Source organism: Vibrio sp. 2134-1 (genome assembly GCF_033339495.1).
The window spans coordinates 1-17,438 of record NZ_JAWOUS010000001.1 but is presented as its reverse complement, the minus strand read 5'-3'; the positions used below and the strand labels follow the sequence as shown (position 1 = coordinate 17,438).

The window sequence follows — 17,438 nt, the reverse complement described above, 5'->3', positions numbered from 1 at the left end:
GGAGCGAGTTCACAAAGGTGATAAATTAGCGAGATCATTTTCGCTTGTTAGCTTTGAAAGAGTAAGATCAAACGAAACGAGCAAGATCCAATGAACATTTCATATTATGAATGCTTTTATAAGATTATCGCTGAGCCTTATTGGGATTAGCCTACTGACCGCTTGTGGCGATGAAATTGACCACAATGATATTCGCAAAGCTGGCTTTGTGTTTTGCGGACAAGGTAAGCCGACCACGTTTAACCCTCAGCTTATTGATAGCGGTATTACCGCAGAGGCTCTGAGCCCGCAGCTGTACGATACGCTGCTCACGCTCGATCCTAAATCACATCAGCCCGTGGCAAGCATCGCCGAGAGTTGGTCAGTAAATGAATCAGGGACGGAATACACGTTTAAGCTTAAACGTGGTGTTCAATTCCAAACCACGCCTTGGTTCACACCCACTCGCCCATTGAATGCAAAAGATGTGGTATTTAGCTTCAAGCGAATCATCGATGTAGACCATCCTTTTCACCAAGTAGGTGGTGGTTTTTATCCATGGTTTGCAGGGTTAGATTTTCAAAACCTACTCCAAGACGTGGTTGCAATAGATGAGCATACGGTAAGGTTTACGTTATCTCAGCCAAACTTTTCTTTCTTGGCCAATATTGCCACCAGCCATGCGGTTATCTTGTCTGCGGAGTATGGACAGCAATTGGCTGCAAAAGATCATAAAGAAGAAATCGACCAACTTCCTATCGGTACCGGCCCTTATCAATTAAAAGAGTACCAAGTGAACGATTTGATTCGATTAGAGCGTCATTCTAATTACTGGAAGTCACCAGCAAAAATGGAACAAGTGGTGTTCGATATCTCTCACAGAGGCACGGGTACATTAGCTAAACTTTTAAGAAACGAGTGTGACGTACTCTCTTCACCTATTTCGAGCCAAATACCTGTCATTCAAGAAAATGACAACCTTGAGCTGACGGCTACACCAGCTAACAACGTTTCCTTTATTGCGATAAACACAGAAACCACCGCGCTGAGTGATGCTCGAGTTCGCCAAGCTCTTAACTTAGCGATCAACCGTCAAAATATTTTAGATTCGGTTTACTACGGAACTGGCTCCCAAGCTTATACCTTGCTACCACCTAATTCATGGGCTTATCAAAAAGACAGCGTAAAAATTCGTTATGACCGGAATTATGCATTGGCACTACTTCGAGATGCAGGCTACGAAGACGGCCTAGAATTGACCATGTGGGTACCACTTGAACCACGTGCTTTTAACCCAAGCCCTCGTAAGACTGCGGAGTTAATCCAAGCGAATTTTGCCGATATTGGGGTTAAATTAACGCTACTGACCGATGATAGGTTTGAACGTGTGGATTTGGAGAACATCAACGATATCGATTTACTTTTAACAGGTTGGATTGGTGATACCGGGGATCCTGACAACTTTTTCCGCCCTTTATTATCTTGCGAGTCTGACCGCGTTGGCCTTAACGTGTCCATGTGGTGTAACGATGACTTCGATTTCTTGCTCGATTTGGCGTTAGAAACTCAAGAACCGCGTTACCGTTTGAACCTATATCGCCAAGCACAGAACATTTTGAATCAAGAGTTCCCGGTTATTCCTCTGGCGCATGGCGTGCAGTTCCGTGTGCACGACAAATCGCTGACAGGCTTCAAATCAAGCCCTTTCAATGCCCAACCGTTTGATAGAGTTGAGAGAATTCACTGATGTTTTGGTATACCGTTCGACGCTTTAACCTATTTATCATCACTTTGATGATCCTTACATTAGTGGGCTTTTCTCTGCTGCGCCTTGACCCTCTCTCGCACTGGGCAAACGTTGATTTTTGGTCTGGCTGGCAAACTTACTTAATCAACCTTTCTCAACTCGATTTTGGCATAAGTAAAAACGGCAATGCGATTTACGACGAGCTCGCCGTTGTATTCCCAGCCACTTTGGAATTGTGTTTCTTTGCCTTTTTGGTGTCCCTTTTGATCGGTATTCCACTTGGAACCGTGGCTGGGATGAAGCAAGGTAAATGGCTCGATACCAGCATTTCATTCATGTCAATGTCTGGTTATTCCGCCCCAATCTTTTGGGTAGCTCTTTTACTTATCATGGTCTTTTCATTGGAATACCAACTCTTTCCCGTTGCGGGACGGTATGATTTACTTTACGAAATTGATCATGTAACCGGTTTTGCCATTATCGACGCATTCATGGCGAAAGGCGAATACCGCGCTCACGCACTGCAAAGCGTTATTGAGCATATGGTGCTGCCATGTTTGGTGCTCGCTTTGGCTCCAACCACCCAGGTTGTCGGACTAATGCGCTCCTCGGTAGCGGAAGTGATGAGCCAAAACTACATCCGTGCAGCGAGAATCAAAGGTCTTTCTAACCGCGAAATCGTAACTCAACATGTATTGCGGAATGCGATACCGCCTATCATTCCCAAAGTTGGTGTTCAACTTTCGAGTATGATTACCTTAGCTATCATCACGGAGTCTATTTTTAACTGGCCAGGTATTGGTCGTTGGCTTTTAGATGCGCTGGCAAGCCAAGACTATGCATCTATCCAAGCTGGCGTGATGGTACTTGCGACTTTGGTTCTTACCGCTAACATTCTCTCGGATTTGATTGGCGCGATGATTAACCCTTTAGTTCGAAAGGAATGGTATGCTAACAAATAACGTTTATCAGGAAGAGCGCATTCCAACACAGTTTGAGCGTTTTTGGCGAAGCTACCGCGCCAACGGACTAGCCATGTTTGGCTTGTGGTGCTTGGTGTTTATCGTCCTTATTACCATTTTTGCCCCCCTACTTGCACCATTTGACGCCCAAGCACAGTCAGGTGAGTTGCTTGTGCCGCCATCATGGGCCCCAGCAGGAACGGTTGATTACTTTTTGGGGACCGATGACTTAGGTAGAGATATTCTTTCGCGCCTGATTATGGGCTCTCAGCTAACATTTGGCGCTGCTGTCGCCATCACCGCAATTGCTGCCGTTGTAGGCTGTTTAATTGGCGTATTGGCAGGTATGACGAAAGGCTTACTGTCGAGTACTCTCAACCACTTGCTCGATACCGTCATGTCGATCCCGTCGCTCTTATTAGCAATCATTTTTGTGGCATTTCTCGGCTTTGGTGGGTTCAATATTTTACTCGCGATCTGCTTGGCTTTGATTCCGCGTTTTATTCGCTCCGTTTATATCGCAGTCCACACCGAAGTTGAAAAAGACTACATAATGGCAGCACGCCTTGATGGCGCTAATGATTTCTACTTACTGTGGAGTTCAATTCTTCCTAACATTCTGACGGTCATTGCCGCTGAAATCACACTCGCGCTCTCTGCTGCGATTTTAGATATTACGGCACTGGGGTTTCTTGGCCTAGGCGCACAGGCCCCAAGCACCGAGTGGGGAGCAATATTAGGTGACTCTGTCGAGCTTATTTATATTGCACCTTGGACAGTGACCCTACCCGGCCTGACCATCATGTTTACTGTTATTACCCTAAACTTAGTAGGTGAAGGTGTACGTCAAGCGCTTAATGCGGGGATCGAATAATGCCGTTGTTAGATATTCGACATTTGACCATTGAGATCGAAACCCCTCAAGGGTTGGTCAAAGCCGTGGACCGAATGAGCCTAACTTTGAATGAAGGCGAAATTCGTGGTCTTGTAGGTGAGTCTGGTTCAGGGAAAAGCTTAGTTGCAAAAGCGATTGTCGGGGTAAGTAAAGATAACTGGCGCATCACCGCAGACCGTATGCGCCTTGGCAATATTGACTTGCTTCAGCTTACACCAAAAGAGCGTCGGCGCGTCATTGCTCGTGATATTGCGATGATTTTCCAAGAGCCTTCAACTTGTCTTGACCCTTCAGAGGAAGTCGGGCGTCAATTGATTGAATCCATTCCATCTCGCGCATTTGAAGGGAAATGGTGGGAGCGATTTAAATGGCGTAAAAAACAGGCCATCGCGCTTTTGCATAAAGTGGGTATTAAAGATCACAAGCGTTTAATGGGTAGCTACCCTTATGAACTGACTGATGGTGAGTGTCAAAAGGTCATGATTGCCATGGCGATTGCGACCAAACCTAAATTGCTGATAGCAGATGAACCAACCAACGACTTAGACCCGATTACCCAATCGCAAATTTTGCGTCTGTTGAGCCGCATGAACCAACTTAATAACACAACCATTTTGCTTATCGGCCACGACTTAGCGACCATAACACAGTGGGCAGGACGTATTACGGTAATGTATTGTGGTCAGTCGGTGGAGTCTGCCGATACCAGTAAAATCATTGCGGCACCCAAGCACCCGTACACCGATGCCTTGCTTAAAGCGATGCCTGACTTTAATGATTGGGTACCACACAAGCAAAAACTCCAATCCCTACCGGGCTCGATTCCGCCATTGCAGCATCTGCCTATCGGTTGTCGCCTCGGACCACGTTGCCCATATGCGCAGAAACAATGTGTAGAAATTCCACACACCAGACGAATTAAGAATCATAAATTTAACTGCCACTTTCCATTGAACACGGAGAAAAAGTCATGAGTGCGTTACTTGAAGTCGATAATTTATCGAAGCAATTTGTTACGCGCTCCCGTCTGTTCAAACGTCAGGTTAATGAGGCAGTTAAACCGGTAAGCTTTACTTTAGAGCCAGGACAAACTATTGGTTTTATTGGTCAAAACGGGTCAGGAAAATCCACACTAGCTCGTATGCTTGCTGGCGTTGTTGAACCAAGCTCCGGAGAGATCCGTGTGAATGGCGAACGATTGGAGCACAAAGATTACGCGACACGCTGCAAGCTCATCCGCATGATTTTCCAAGATCCAAACACATCGTTAAACCCACGAATCCAGATTGGTCGTATTTTAGAAGGTCCGCTAAAGCGAAATACCAACATGCCGCCAGATGCGCGCATGCAGCGTGTAAAGAACACCCTACTCCGCGTAGGATTGCTGCCTGAGCACGCCTATTTTTATCCACAAATGCTAGCTGCCGGTCAAAAACAGCGCGTGTGTTTGGCTCGTGCACTTATTCTTCAACCTTCCATCATTGTCGCTGATGAGGCGTTAAACGGTTTGGATATGGCAATGCGCTCGCAGATCATTAACTTATTCCTCGAGTTGCAAGAAGAGATGGGATTGTCATTTGTGTACGTGTCTCAGCACATTGGCATTGTTAAGCATATTACTGATAAAGTGATGGTGATGCATGAAGGTGAAGTGGTCGAGTTTGGCGAGACCAACCAAGTACTGACTCATCCCGAGCATCCTATTACTCAACGACTAGTCGAAAGCCACTTTTATAAAGCGCCAAGCCATCAAACAAAATAGTTATCAAAGATGTAATCGTGCAAATGTAAAGAAGCCTGCTTTAACGCAGGCTTCTTTATTGCATGGGTACTAATCAAAAAACTAACGGCGGCTCGCTTGTTTGCGCAGTTCAAAATCAAACTCGTCAGGAAACAATACGACCCCTTCTTCATTTTGATTTGGGAATACAACAATCGATAGCTCGTCATCCTCTAGACCAGAGGTCCAACGGCTGTGCCACTTGTTTAAAGAGATCGCCTCAGGCTCGCAATCTTCCCAATCACCATTCGCCCATTGCAAAGCGAACTCTTCGTTTGGCCATACTGGTACACAATCATCATCTTCTGTATTTAACATGACACAGCCATGTTCGTCTTTCAGAATCCAAACCTTACGATTCGCCACAATCTCTTTTACGCAGTACTTTAAACGTTGCTCTTCGTTGTAGCGATTAATGGTATCCATCTGCTCTTGGGTCAGTTGCTCAGACATATTCGTCTCCTATTTCCCATAGAAAAATGCCCGCAGCTAGGCGGGCATTTAAAGTATATGCTAGAAAATTAAGCTAGCTCAGTTTGAAGCCAAGGCCAACCTTGCTTCTTACGGCTTAGCGTGTTTTCCATCATTAGCATGCCGTCTTTTTCGTGCTTAACAAGCTTCTCAGCCCACTCACCTTTGTATAGAAGACGAGTTTGAGCAGTCGTGATGTCTGTTAGCATTACAGCAGCGAACGCTAGGTTATCTTTCTCACAACGAGATTCTAGGTCTGCTTCTAGTGCTTCGATCATACCGTCAACTTGCTCAAGAGTTGCAAGTTCAACTTGACCAACCACTACGTCACGACCGTTGAATGGGTAACCTTTAAGGTCTTTCTCAACAAGCTCAGCCGCTGATAGACCTTCGATGTTTGTTTTAGCAATTAGAAGATCTTTAGTGAACGCGTCAACATCTTGTACGTCTGCGATTGCCGCTAGTTCAGCAACGGCATCTTTGTCTTTTTGTGTACAAGTTGGAGAAGCAAAACCTACTGTGTCAGATAGAATTGCTGACATCATTAGCTTAGCAATTTGTGGAGTAATCGCGTGACCTTCAATCTTGAACATGTTGAATAGAACAGTGTTGGTACAACCAACAGGCCAGATCCATGCTTCCATTGGGTTTACTGTCATCACGTCACCTAGACGGTGGTGGTCAACAATACCCGCAATTTCAGCTTCTGCGATATCGTCTGGTGCTTGTGCTAGATCTGAGTAATCTACTAGCCAAACGGTCTCACCCGCAACTGATGTGCGAAGCTCAGGAACTTCAGCGCCAGCAACTTCTAGGATGTGCTGAGTTTCACGGTTGATTTCGCCTTGGCGAATTGGCATAGCTTCAACGCCACGCGCTTTTAGAAGTTCAGTTGCAACGAGTGCACTACAAATACTGTCACTGTCTGGGTTCTTATGACCTACAACTAGAATCATGTTTCTTCCTATTCAAGTCAATTTTATACGCCGCCTAATACAGTTAATTAGGGCGTGTTTGCTCACAAAGGCCGATACTTTACCTGATTTCAGAGAGTTTGACACGAAGAAAAGTTCACAATGCTATTGCGAATAAATCTCATTTACATATAATGATAATTATTCCTATTTGCATTTGAGTAAACGATGAACGCGACCCAATTATTACACTCTGCACAACAGTTGTTTCAGCCTACTCAGTTTCGTTTAGCTTATAAGCGATTGCTGATCCCTATCGTCATGCTCATTTTGCTAGGCAATGAAAATACACGTGACGTAGCCGTACAGACGCTATCCGACTCATTCTGGGCGGTGTCATGCTATGTTGCTGCCACATTGGCTATTTATCATTATCTTTCAAACTTTATGTCGAAAACCAATCGAATTACCGAGCTATATCATCGCTCGCGTAATCATCAGGTTTTCTTTGCTTCTTTGTTGGGTGCTTTGCCTGGCTGTGGTGGCGCTATTGTTGTGACAACGCAATTTATTAGTGGCCGAGTAGGATTTGGTGCGATTGTCGCGGTACTTACTTCAACAATGGGTGACGCTGCCTTTTTACTTCTGGCCGCCAAACCAAGTGTTGGATTAGGCGTGGTTGGATTAGGCATTATCGTGGGTACTCTTTCAGGGTTAGTCGTTAATGCTTTTCATGCTGATAACTTTCTGCGACCAGAACCAAAAGAAGCACCTCAGACACATGCTTGTTGCCAACACCAGACAGACCGACACACACCCCTTGAACAACGTGCAATCAATCTACAAGGCGCATTTTGGAAATGGCTTATTGTGCCTGCTAGTGTCGTTGCTGTGTTAATGTCTTTCCAAATCGATATTAATCAGCTGTTGTCTTTGCAGGCCAATACCATTGAATGGCTGGGCGCTATCTTCGCGGTGATCACAATGTCGTTGTGGGCTATGACAAAAGAGCTCGGCGATTATCAGTCAACGGTCTCTGAAGATGAAAAAATCGTGGACTCACACCCGATTCAAAAAGCAGCACAAGATACGAATTTCGTCAGTGCTTGGGTGATCGTGGCGTTTCTGGCGTTTGAACTGACGACCTATTTTTCTGGACTCGACCTTGTAGAAACCTTTTCTCATTGGGGAATTTGGATGCCATTAGCTGGCCTAGCCATTGGTATGTTGCCTGGTTGCGGACCGCAAATTTTAGTCACTAGCCTATACATTTCTGGTGCAGCGCCACTTTCTGCGCAACTGGCCAATGCGATTTCTAACGATGGTGACGCCCTATTCCCCGCCATTGCAATGGCACCGAAAGCTGCTTTGGTCGCGACAATTTATTCGTCCATTCCTGCGTTTATTGTTGGATACGGGTATTACTTTTTATTCGAGTTCTAACGCCCAGAGCATCAAAACGAGAAAGGAGCCGCAATAGGCTCCTTTCTTGATCTCGGTATTGGGCGATTTACTTCACGCTATGCTGTAACGATCGCTTTCGCATTGAGCCCTTTATCCACGCTCACCATTAACAACTGGCAAGGTTCTTGGTTTAGCTTTTCCCCTGTCCAGTAATCATACCAGTCCACCGGTTGATCAGACGTCAGCGTAAATTCCATCGCTCCGTAACTCGCATAATTAAACAAACAATGGAGGTCATTCTTCGTCGTTAGTTTTAAAAACGCGTGATTTAAACTCAAAGCGGTAAACTTTGCAGATTGTTGGTTACGTTGTTGACGTAACATGAGCTTAGACAGTGTCTTCTTAGCAAACGGCGTAATCTCAGGGAGCGGGTCACCAGACAGCAGCAAACCACCACTCGCTAATAACACCGTGCGATGAAATTCATACTCTTCTCTGGATGCAGATTGATTAGCTAATGAAGTGAACGTGGCGCAATCCGGGTCAATTTGCCACAATTTTCGATGCTGCCAACTACGGTAAAAGGTTTCTTTGGCTATCTGCTCGAATCGACGACTATGACGCTCTACATCGTCAGAAACACGCATTGCATCCACAAGTCCCAGAGATGGCCACATTGGCGCGTTACAGCCTAACAGCCATGCATCCCCTGCCCCTTTAGCGATCGCTTCCATACCCATGCGGTAGGCTTCTACACCGGTGACACCCGGTTGGCTTCGTTTACCTTTTAACGTGCCCCAGTAGTTTGCGTCTAATTTGAATAGCTCAACGCCCCACTCTTGACGCATAACAGAGACCACATGAGTTAGGTGATCTTGCACTTCAGGGTTTGAAGTATCGAGAATGTACCAAGGCGTGCATCGCCAACCACCGTATGTGACATCTTCTGCTTTAAGTAAGCCACCATCCTTGTGGCGAACAAACCAATCTGGATGCTGTTTGAAGATCTCCGACTCAGGCTGTGCAATGAAAGGCGCCATCCAAATTGCAGGCTTTTTTCCTTTTGCACGGATATTATGAATGAGCTCTTTTACGCCACCAGAAAACTTATCCGATGGGATTAACCAATCGCCCATAAAGGCTTGATAGCCATCATCCAGAAGTACCCACTCTAGGTCTTCGAGCTTATCTTGCATGCAATCTACGTTCTGCATGATGTTTTGCTCTGTCACGTCTGCGTAGTACGCGTACCACGAACACCAGCCAACAGGCGCATCTTGTGTCACACCTTGGCGAACAGGATGATGCTTTGCAATCATCTCGCCATAGGTTTGATAAAGCTCGGACAGCGATTGACCGCAGAGTACCGCCACGGACTCAAGTTGATTACTTTCCCAATCCGCCACTTGAGTCAACTCACCATCAATTGCGGCTGATAAAACCCAATGCCCATCACGCAGCACAACATCAAAATAGCCTGCAAAGCGATGACATGATGTGAAGCCAAATAATGTGTAGCCCGCTGAACCTTCCACCACTAAATAGTTGTAATAACGCTTAGGGGCATCTTTAGGGTAGATTCGATAAGAAGGATTATTGTCTGGGCAGCGACCAATATCAACGGGGTGATTGATCGTTCCCGCCGTTTGCGCCAACATTTGAAAACCATCCCCAATTACGTTGGCCTCGTGCTCGTACAAAAACGGCATTTCGAATAACACTTCACGGTCGGTAAAGGTTTTATTGTGAAGACCGGCAAAAGAAAAATGTAATTGATTACCCTTGACTTCAACTTGGAAGTCATTGTTATTCACAGTGATCTCAGTGTGATTTGCTAATTGAATGCTCTGAGCCATAAAGAGTCTACTCACTTAATTATTATTGTTTAGCTTGGCGCATTATCTCCTGCTTGTCTCACCCAATTCGTTACCATCATCACGAATACCAGTCTTGTTTAACGTTATGAAGTTACTATTGAGACAACGCTCACTGAAATTTTGATAAAAAAATACCAGCCCTGAGGCTGGTATTTCGATTTATGCAAACTGCACTAATTAAGCAACTTCGATCGGACCACCAAATGAAGTGACTGGCGGCACTTTACCTGTGAACTTCTCGAAGTCTACGATACATGTGTTCGCAGAAGTCGCCTGTGCAAGCTCAGAAGAACCGATGTCTTGCGTCAGCGTGTTAGGATCACCGTAGGTACAGATTGCGCCCTCTTTCTCGTTTAGAGGACCGTACCATGCACCTTCTTCGATACGAACAACGCCACGTGGGTAGCTGTCAGTCAAAACAGCACCAGCTAACAGCTGACCACGACCGTTGAATACACGTACCAAATCACCATCTTTGATGCCTTTTGCTTTGGCATCCGCTGGGTTGATGTAAACCGGCTCACGACCTTGTACCGCGTAAGTCGCGCGGAACTCTTCAGACTCACACATTTGAGAGTGCAGACGCTTATCAGGGTGGCAAGACTGCAACCAGAATGGGTATTTATCTGAACCAGGACCACCGTGTGAACGCTCTGATTTTTCGAACCACATTGGGTGCTCTTGACAGTGTTCGTAACCGTAACGGCCGATCTTACGAGACGTGATCTCGATGAAGCCAGACGGCGTACCTAGTGGATTCAGCTCAGGGTCTTTACGGAAGTCCGCATGACGAACCCAAGGTTTACCTTCACCGAAGTCTAGTACGCTCTTCTCCCAGAACTCGTTGAATTCTGGCATTTCAAACTTACCTTCGTTCGCTTTTTTACAATCGTTGTAAAGGCTTTCGATCCATTCCATCTCACTCATACCACGAGTGTATTCTTCGCGGCGACCAAAACGCTGAGTGAGTTCACTCATGATTTGGAAATCAGGCTTAGATTGGAACAATGGATCAACGAGGCGATGCATCGCAATCAGACCTTTGTTCGAGTATGAACCGTATACGTCGATGTCGTTACGTTCCCATTGCGTACACGCCGGTAGAACGATATCTGAGAAACGACATGTCGCAGTCCAAGCAAACTCGATCGTTACAACCGTTTGAAGTTTGCGGAACGCTTTCTTCATGCGGTTACGATCTTGATGGTGGTGCCATGGGTTACAACCCGAGATCACCATCATCTTGAAGTCTGGCAGTTTCACTTTACCGCCGTTGTAGTTGATCTCTTTGCCTGGCTCAAGCAGACAGTCGATCCAACGTGCAACTGGGATAGTACGGCTGTAACCGTTAAAGTCGTTGTTGTCCCACTTCGGCTTCATACCTTGGTCAAGGTTGCGAGGGAAACCACCAGGGCCAGCGAAACCAGTTGAAGGTACACCGATACTTGAGTAGTGGTGACCGTAAGAGATACCACCGCCAGGTAGACCGATTTGACCAACCATTGCAGCAACCACAGCCGCTGCCCAGTATGGCTGCTCACCGTGCTCTTGACGCTGGATACACCAACCCATCAGGATCTGTGTACGACCACTTACTAGCATACGCGCGAATTCGCGAATCTTGTCCGCTTTCACGCCACAGATAGCCGCAGCCCACTCTGGTGTTTTCTCTACTTTATCTTTTGTCTTACCTTGAACGTATTGAATGAACTCTTCAAAGCCTAGACAGTAAGTATCAATGAACTTCTTATCGTACAAATCTTCGTTGTACAGCACGTGCGCCACAGCAAGCATGAATGCTACGTCTGTCAGCGGGTTGATGTACAAGTGATCGTTCTCTAAGTAGCGCTGAGTCTTGTTCTTCACTGGGTCTACAGATAGAACGTTGATCTCACCTTTCGCTACTTTTTCTTTTAGTTGTGCTAGGTACTTGAACGACTCATGCGTTTCACAGTTCCAACCTACTTGAAGGTTTTTCACTGGGTCGTTAGCCCAGAGAACGATGTTGTCAGAGTTCTCTAGGATTTCAGACCAAGACGTACCTTGTGCGTAAACTTCGGTTGAACCAAGTACGTAAGGCATAATGGTTTGACCTGCACCCGTCGAGTAGTCACCTACTTTCGTGATGAAGTTGCCGTGCATACCTACTGCACGTTGCATGTGCGCGGTACAGTTGTTGAATGAACCTGTTTGGTTCCAACCCGTTTGACCTGCGTGTAGCGCCCATGGACCGTAGTCTTTTTGAATACGTTCTAGTTCGCGGTAGAACAAGTCTAGCGCTTCATCCCAAGTTACTCGAATGAAACGGTTGTTACCACGCGTATCTGCGCTGTATTTATGTTTCTTCAACCAATCTAGACGAACCATTGGGTAACGCACACGTGAAGGGCTGTAAATAATGCCCTTGATACCGTTCAACATTTCTGTTGGGTTTTTGTCTAGCTCTAGCGGCTTGATCTCTTGAACTTTACCCGCGTAGATGTGGGCGCGGAACGCGCCCCAGTGAGAACCGGTTACTTTCCAAGTACCTGTCGTCTCAACGGCATTTGCAGAGGCGGACGCCAATAAGCTAGGACCAATTACTGACGCTGCACTTGTGGTTGCTACACCTTTAAGAAAACTTCTTCGTGTAATAGCCATTTAAAATTACTCCAATCCGACGCTTATTAGTGGTGACCTTCAGCATAATCTGAAGAGTGTTTCTGTAGATACTTCAAGATCAGTGCTTCACTGTCTGTATCTAGGTTAACGAACGCCAACATACCGTCGAACATACCTGGCCAGGTGTTCGCGTCGAAGTGCGCTTCCGCAGGTTGAGTGTGACATACAGAACAATTGGTCTTGTAGGCTTCACGAGATTTTTCCCAAACAGGATTGATGTCGTTCAGCATAGACTCTTTCTTAATCCATACTTTCGCCGCTACTTTTTCCCAAGGAAGGCCTGTTAGCTCATCCACTTTTTTCTCACCAGTCGTCACAATGTTGCTGTCTGTTGCTGCTTCTTTCATCAGAGACGCAGTCGCAATGTTCTTACCGAAGTCTTCTTGAATTACACGACCAAAACCTTTTGCTTTGCGCCAACCGTCAATTTCGATCTCAACAAACTCGCCTTTGTCTTCAAGAACTTTAACGGTCGATGCAGGATTAAGAAGACCAGCTTCTTTACTGCCTTGCGCATCAAAGTAAATTGGTAGGTGACGAACGCTCACGAGTTGCTGACCAACGCCGTAATCCGTGTTAGAAGTCATACCCTCTAGATCACCCACGATACCGCCAATGCTGTCCATGCCTGCTGGTAGGTTGTGCGCAATACCCTTGTGACAGTCAACACAGCTTTGATCTTTCTCAGCGGCTTGCTTCATTTGGATACGAGCCGTAGGAGACATTTGCTCGAAATCCATCGATTCATAGTTGTGACAGTTTTTACACTCCAGAGATTTGTTTGCCGAGAAACGATCCCATTCGTGTTTAGCAAGTTCGATACGACGCTCTTCGAACACACCCGGTTCGTCGTAGTTGCCAAATACTTGTGCAAATACTTCTTTAGAAGCTTGCATCTTACGAGCGATCTTATCTGTCCAGTTATGTGGAACGTGACAATCAGGACAGGTAGCACGAACACCAGAGTGGTTTTTCCAGTGCACCGTTTCTTGTAGCTCAACGTATACGTTGTCACGCATTGTGTGACAACTAATACAGAATTCTTCTGTGTTGGTTGCTTCTAGAGCGGTGTTAAAGCCACCCCAAAAGATAACACCAGCAATAAAGCCGCCCATAGTCAGCACACCTAGGCTGATATGTACAGCTGGGCGCGTCATGGTACGCCACAGTTTAATGATTAATGATTTCATTATTTGCTCTCTTAAAATCTTTTCAAAAGTGTGGTTATGAGCGCACTGGCTTACATGCCGTGTGCGCCTGGAGGCCCAAAGAAGAAGACTTGCAACATCCAAACGATGAACCCGTAGCCGCCAACAAAGGCCACACTCAGAATTGGGAAGAGAACAACTGCAATGAAGAGGAACGACTTCCACTCCAGGGAGCGTTTTTCACCACTCTCAATTTTATTAACATCACTCATACATTTGCCTATTTTGTATCTAGTGTTATTGAAAAGCCCGCGTAACCAAGCTTAAGTTTTTTACAATCTCTAATGGAAAATGTTAGACCATACTAATAGTAGGGTTCAATCAAATAAGCGACCTCAGACCTTGTAATTCAACACTTTTTTGAGCTCATCCAGAGATATGATGGATTGATGTTATTTATTAAAAAACATGAACAGATGTGACAAAATAAGTCTTTTAAGGAGTTGTTAAATAACCAACATTTAAGAAACATCGATCACATTTAAATCGTAATTACCATGCCATAAATCGACTTAAAAACTCCGAAAAAGATAACCGTTTGTAAACAAAATGCTGCGTATTAATGTCGAAAATAGCACTCAAGATTTACTTTAAGAACAGCAAAAAGTGCACGTAGTGGTTCATATAAAGGAGAGGCTTAGATACAATTATTCGCGTACTTTCAAGGAGCGATTATGGATAACGTGGTGGATATAAGCTGGGTCAAACTGGCACTGTTTGGTTTGATTTTATTGGTCCCCTTTTTTATCAATGCCCGCTACAAATTAGGGATAGCAAAAGACACGATAATCAGTGTTATCCGAATGACACTTCAGCTCATATTGATTGGCGTGTATTTAGAATATCTTTTTCAATTAAACAGCTTACTTGTCAATATACTTTGGCTTGCCATCATGCTACTGATTGGTGCCAGCTCAATTGCGGGAAAAGCTCACTTACCTAAAAAGCCACTTATGCTTCCGCTACTAACGGGCCTTACCTGTGGTCTAATACCACTTCTGATAGCAATTACAGCAGGCTTAGTGCAACCATCCCCTATTTACAATGCGCAGTACATGATCCCACTTGCTGGTATGTTATTGGGTAACAGCTTGAGTAGTAATATCATCGCTCTTCAGAATTTGTTTACGGCTTTTGAGCAGAGACAAGCAGAATATGAGGCTGCAATCTCACTTGGAGCCTCTCCTCGCTACGCATCCTTCCCCTTCATTCAGGAGGCTCTTAGAAAGTCCCTTGCCCCGACTTTAGCTTCTATGGCCACTACAGGGCTGGTTACCTTACCGGGTATGATGACCGGTCAAATTCTAGGTGGCGCGAGCCCGATGGTTGCGATTAAATACCAGTTAGTAATTATGCTGGCTATTTTCGTTATGTTGAGTGCCTCCGTAACCATAACGTTAGAAATGACATTGCGCTGGGTACAAACCAAAGAAGGCCGAATCAAGATAAAAATCGAGCAACCCGAATCGACCAAAACTCACGGTTAGTTGGCGCTTGTGGGTAAAGCCCGTTAAACAACTTGTGTTGCCAAGTCGAACGTACTTATAACTGAATAACTCAACTATTCTTCGAGCACTCATCAAGACGCTTTCAGATGAAAAGTCAGGCAGAATTCTTTTTGATATAAGCCTCTAATTTTATGAAATTTTCTTTGCAAGTTTAGATACGCACGATCTTTGATACAGGTTATCCACAGAAAATGTGGATAAGCCCCCAAAACCCATACGCAACCAGAAACATAGCAACATAAGTGATCAATCTAATCTTCATGCATTGATCACGTGACTGACATGTTCTAATTTTAAAGTAAAGGCAGTGACCACAAACTTGGAGAGACGTACATGGATGTCTTAATGATCAAAGAAAATTACGATGAACTCCTGTCCGATGCACCTCTGGATTGGCTCGTTCAAGAACCAAAGGAAGTAACTTCTCATTGGCTCCCAACCGATTTTGGCATCAACGAAGAGTTGATTTAGCATGACTCGACTTATTTGACACTTGCAGAGACAAGTAAAAAGAAAGGCGAACCATCTGGTTCGCCTTTCTTGTGATCTTCTAAACTTATCGCAAATGGTTATCTTCATCGCGTAGATAAATCATCCAATACCACGTGCCAACAAATACGCCACCACCAATAATGTTTCCTATCGTAACAGGAATTAGGTTGTTTACGATGAACCCCATCATGTTTAAGTCCGCATAGTTTGCAATATCTGCCCCTGTCATTTGCCAAAACGCTTCTGGCGCAAAGTACTTAATACCAATCGCCATAGGTACTTGGAACATATTCGCAATACAGTGCTCAAAACCTGCCGACACGAACATAGCCACAGGCAAAATCATGACCGCTATTTTATCTGTCAATGTTCGCCCACTAAACGTCATCCAAACTGCAATACAAACTAATACGTTACACATGATGCCAAGCGCAACAGCAGCAAAGAAACCATGATGTAATTTGTGTTGGGAGATCGCCATCGCGTTGAGACCAACTTGGCCATGATCAAACATATATTGCTTGGTAACTAGCATACAGGCCACGAGCAAAATGGCCCCAACCATATTGCCAAAATAAACCACCAACCAGTTTTTGATAAGTGCTTGCCAAGAGATTTTTCCACTCGCACGCGCAACTAGTGTCAGCACAGAGCTAGTGAAAAGCTCGCCGCCAGTAACCACCACCAAAATCAAACCAAGGCTAAATGCCAGACCACCAATGAGTCGTGTAATGCCCCAAGGCAGCTCGCCTGCGCCTGTCGTTACTGTGGTATAGAAGATGAAAGCAATACCAATATGAAGCCCCGCAGAAATGGCGAGCAGAAAAGATTTGATTGGAGCTTTCGTTGCTTTGCCTACCCCCACTTCAGCCGCGCGTTCCGCAGCTTGTGGCGGTAATAGTGAGTCAAACTGATTAAAGTTCATTCTGGTGTAACATTTAGAAACATTTAAAGAGGCGCGGATAATCGCTCTATTTCCCTATTTTTTCAAGTGCTATTTGGCGTGTTTACTAAAATCGTTGTTATTGGGAGATAAAGCAATAAATAGCGCCTATCATTCGCTACCGTAAGTATCATTGATACTTAACAAGTATTCGACCTTTCGAACAAAGATCCTGCGTTATATCAGCCTGATAGCGCCATACTTAACACTTCTTGTCGTTGAATGTTGCCCAACGCTACTTTTCAGACTAGCTTGGTAAAAAAAGCGCAAAGGAATCATTTATGAAATATTCAGCTGAACATATCGCCGAATTGAATCTACTTCTTCAGTTCGACCTAAGTAGTGCTGCAACTGGTATTAAAGTTCATACAGACGCGTCAGAAGAAATGCAGGCAGCCGTTGCTCGTCTATATAAGAAGCAACTTTGTACACAGCCTGACGGTGGTTATCTAACAGACGAAGGCATTGAAGTTGCAGAACATGCAGATAAGATTTTAAGAGTTTTGTCTGTGTAATTTGAGTAAATTACCACCTTCTAAAGAAGGTGGCTTTGTGTGAGCCCCCTAAAAGGGGGCCTTTGTTTAGTCCAGCGCCAAT

16 protein-coding genes are annotated in these 17,438 nt (G+C 45.1%); 9 read left to right on the top strand and 7 right to left on the bottom strand.

What is annotated here, in order from left to right; genetic code table 11:
- Positions 1-106 precede the first annotated feature (106 nt).
- Genes sapA through R7R78_RS00060 form a run of 5 tightly spaced genes read left to right on the top strand, consistent with a single transcriptional unit; the run spans position 107 to position 5,345 of the window.
- The gene (gene sapA, locus R7R78_RS00080; protein ID WP_005387652.1) at positions 107-1,726 is read left to right on the top strand and encodes an ABC transporter substrate-binding protein SapA; all 1,620 of its coding nucleotides are present in this window, start codon (positions 107-109) and stop codon (positions 1,724-1,726) included.
- Positions 1,726-2,688 carry an ABC transporter permease gene (locus R7R78_RS00075; protein WP_005378122.1) on the top strand — a complete coding sequence of 321 codons (963 nt, stop codon included), beginning with the start codon at positions 1,726-1,728 and terminating at the stop codon, positions 2,686-2,688. Before sapA ends, R7R78_RS00075 begins: the two co-directional genes overlap by 1 nt.
- A complete protein-coding gene (locus tag R7R78_RS00070) occupies positions 2,675-3,562 on the top strand; it encodes an ABC transporter permease subunit (protein ID WP_005378123.1) in 888 nt (295 codons plus the stop codon). The genes R7R78_RS00075 and R7R78_RS00070 overlap by 14 nt, the downstream gene beginning before the upstream one ends.
- Positions 3,562-4,557: an oligopeptide/dipeptide ABC transporter ATP-binding protein gene (locus R7R78_RS00065; protein ID WP_005378126.1), complete on the top strand. Its 996-nt coding sequence runs from the start codon at positions 3,562-3,564 to the stop codon at positions 4,555-4,557. Before R7R78_RS00070 ends, R7R78_RS00065 begins: the two co-directional genes overlap by 1 nt.
- Positions 4,554-5,345, top strand: coding sequence for an ATP-binding cassette domain-containing protein (locus tag R7R78_RS00060; RefSeq protein ID WP_005393308.1), 792 nt, complete (start codon positions 4,554-4,556; stop codon positions 5,343-5,345). The genes R7R78_RS00065 and R7R78_RS00060 overlap by 4 nt, the downstream gene beginning before the upstream one ends.
- 81 nt (positions 5,346-5,426) lie before the next feature.
- Here R7R78_RS00060 and R7R78_RS00055 read toward each other — a convergent pair whose 3' ends face one another.
- Together R7R78_RS00055 and R7R78_RS00050 are read right to left on the bottom strand one after the other, a co-directional pair.
- Complete coding sequence (locus R7R78_RS00055; protein WP_005378129.1) at positions 5,427-5,816, bottom strand: DUF2750 domain-containing protein; 390 nt, start codon at positions 5,814-5,816, stop codon at positions 5,427-5,429.
- A gap of 68 nt (positions 5,817-5,884) precedes the next feature.
- Positions 5,885-6,790: a manganese-dependent inorganic pyrophosphatase gene (locus tag R7R78_RS00050; RefSeq protein ID WP_017634678.1), complete on the bottom strand. Its 906-nt coding sequence runs from the start codon at positions 6,788-6,790 to the stop codon at positions 5,885-5,887.
- A 186-nt stretch (positions 6,791-6,976) separates the two neighbouring features.
- On the opposite strand from R7R78_RS00050, the gene R7R78_RS00045 reads away from it, so the two are divergent.
- Complete coding sequence (locus R7R78_RS00045) at positions 6,977-8,191, top strand: putative manganese transporter (RefSeq protein WP_017820871.1); 1,215 nt, start codon at positions 6,977-6,979, stop codon at positions 8,189-8,191.
- Positions 8,192-8,268: 77 nt separating this feature from the next.
- Here the strand turns inward: R7R78_RS00045 and R7R78_RS00040 are convergent, their stop codons facing one another.
- The 4 genes from R7R78_RS00040 to torE all read right to left on the bottom strand — a co-directional run bounded on the left by R7R78_RS00040 (position 8,269) and on the right by torE (position 14,110).
- Complete coding sequence (locus R7R78_RS00040) at positions 8,269-10,008, bottom strand: glycoside hydrolase family 36 protein (protein WP_225472774.1); 1,740 nt, start codon at positions 10,006-10,008, stop codon at positions 8,269-8,271.
- 198 nt (positions 10,009-10,206) lie between these two features.
- Positions 10,207-12,669 carry a trimethylamine-N-oxide reductase TorA gene (gene torA, locus R7R78_RS00035; protein WP_225472772.1) on the bottom strand — a complete coding sequence of 821 codons (2,463 nt, stop codon included), beginning with the start codon at positions 12,667-12,669 and terminating at the stop codon, positions 10,207-10,209.
- A 26-nt stretch (positions 12,670-12,695) separates the two neighbouring features.
- A complete protein-coding gene (gene torC / locus R7R78_RS00030) occupies positions 12,696-13,880 on the bottom strand; it encodes a pentaheme c-type cytochrome TorC (protein ID WP_005378139.1) in 1,185 nt (394 codons plus the stop codon).
- 50 nt (positions 13,881-13,930) lie between these two features.
- On the bottom strand, positions 13,931-14,110 hold the full coding sequence (gene torE, locus R7R78_RS00025; protein ID WP_005378141.1) for a trimethylamine N-oxide reductase system protein TorE: 180 nt from the start codon (positions 14,108-14,110) through the stop codon (positions 13,931-13,933).
- Between the two features lie 462 nt (positions 14,111-14,572).
- On the opposite strand from torE, the gene R7R78_RS00020 reads away from it, so the two are divergent.
- Entirely contained in the window at positions 14,573-15,385 is an 813-nt protein-coding gene (locus R7R78_RS00020; protein ID WP_017634681.1) for an ABC transporter permease, read from the top strand.
- Between the two features lie 354 nt (positions 15,386-15,739).
- Positions 15,740-15,877: a hypothetical protein gene (locus tag R7R78_RS00015; RefSeq protein WP_005378145.1), complete on the top strand. Its 138-nt coding sequence runs from the start codon at positions 15,740-15,742 to the stop codon at positions 15,875-15,877.
- Positions 15,878-15,962: 85 nt separating this feature from the next.
- Here R7R78_RS00015 and focA read toward each other — a convergent pair whose 3' ends face one another.
- Entirely contained in the window at positions 15,963-16,823 is an 861-nt protein-coding gene (gene focA / locus R7R78_RS00010; protein WP_225472770.1) for a formate transporter FocA, read from the bottom strand.
- A gap of 299 nt (positions 16,824-17,122) precedes the next feature.
- Here focA and R7R78_RS00005 point away from each other — a divergent pair, with 299 nt between their 5' ends.
- Positions 17,123-17,356, top strand: a complete 234-nt coding sequence (locus R7R78_RS00005) for a TIGR02647 family protein (RefSeq protein ID WP_005387662.1) — start codon at positions 17,123-17,125, stop codon at positions 17,354-17,356.
- Positions 17,357-17,438 lie beyond the last annotated feature (82 nt).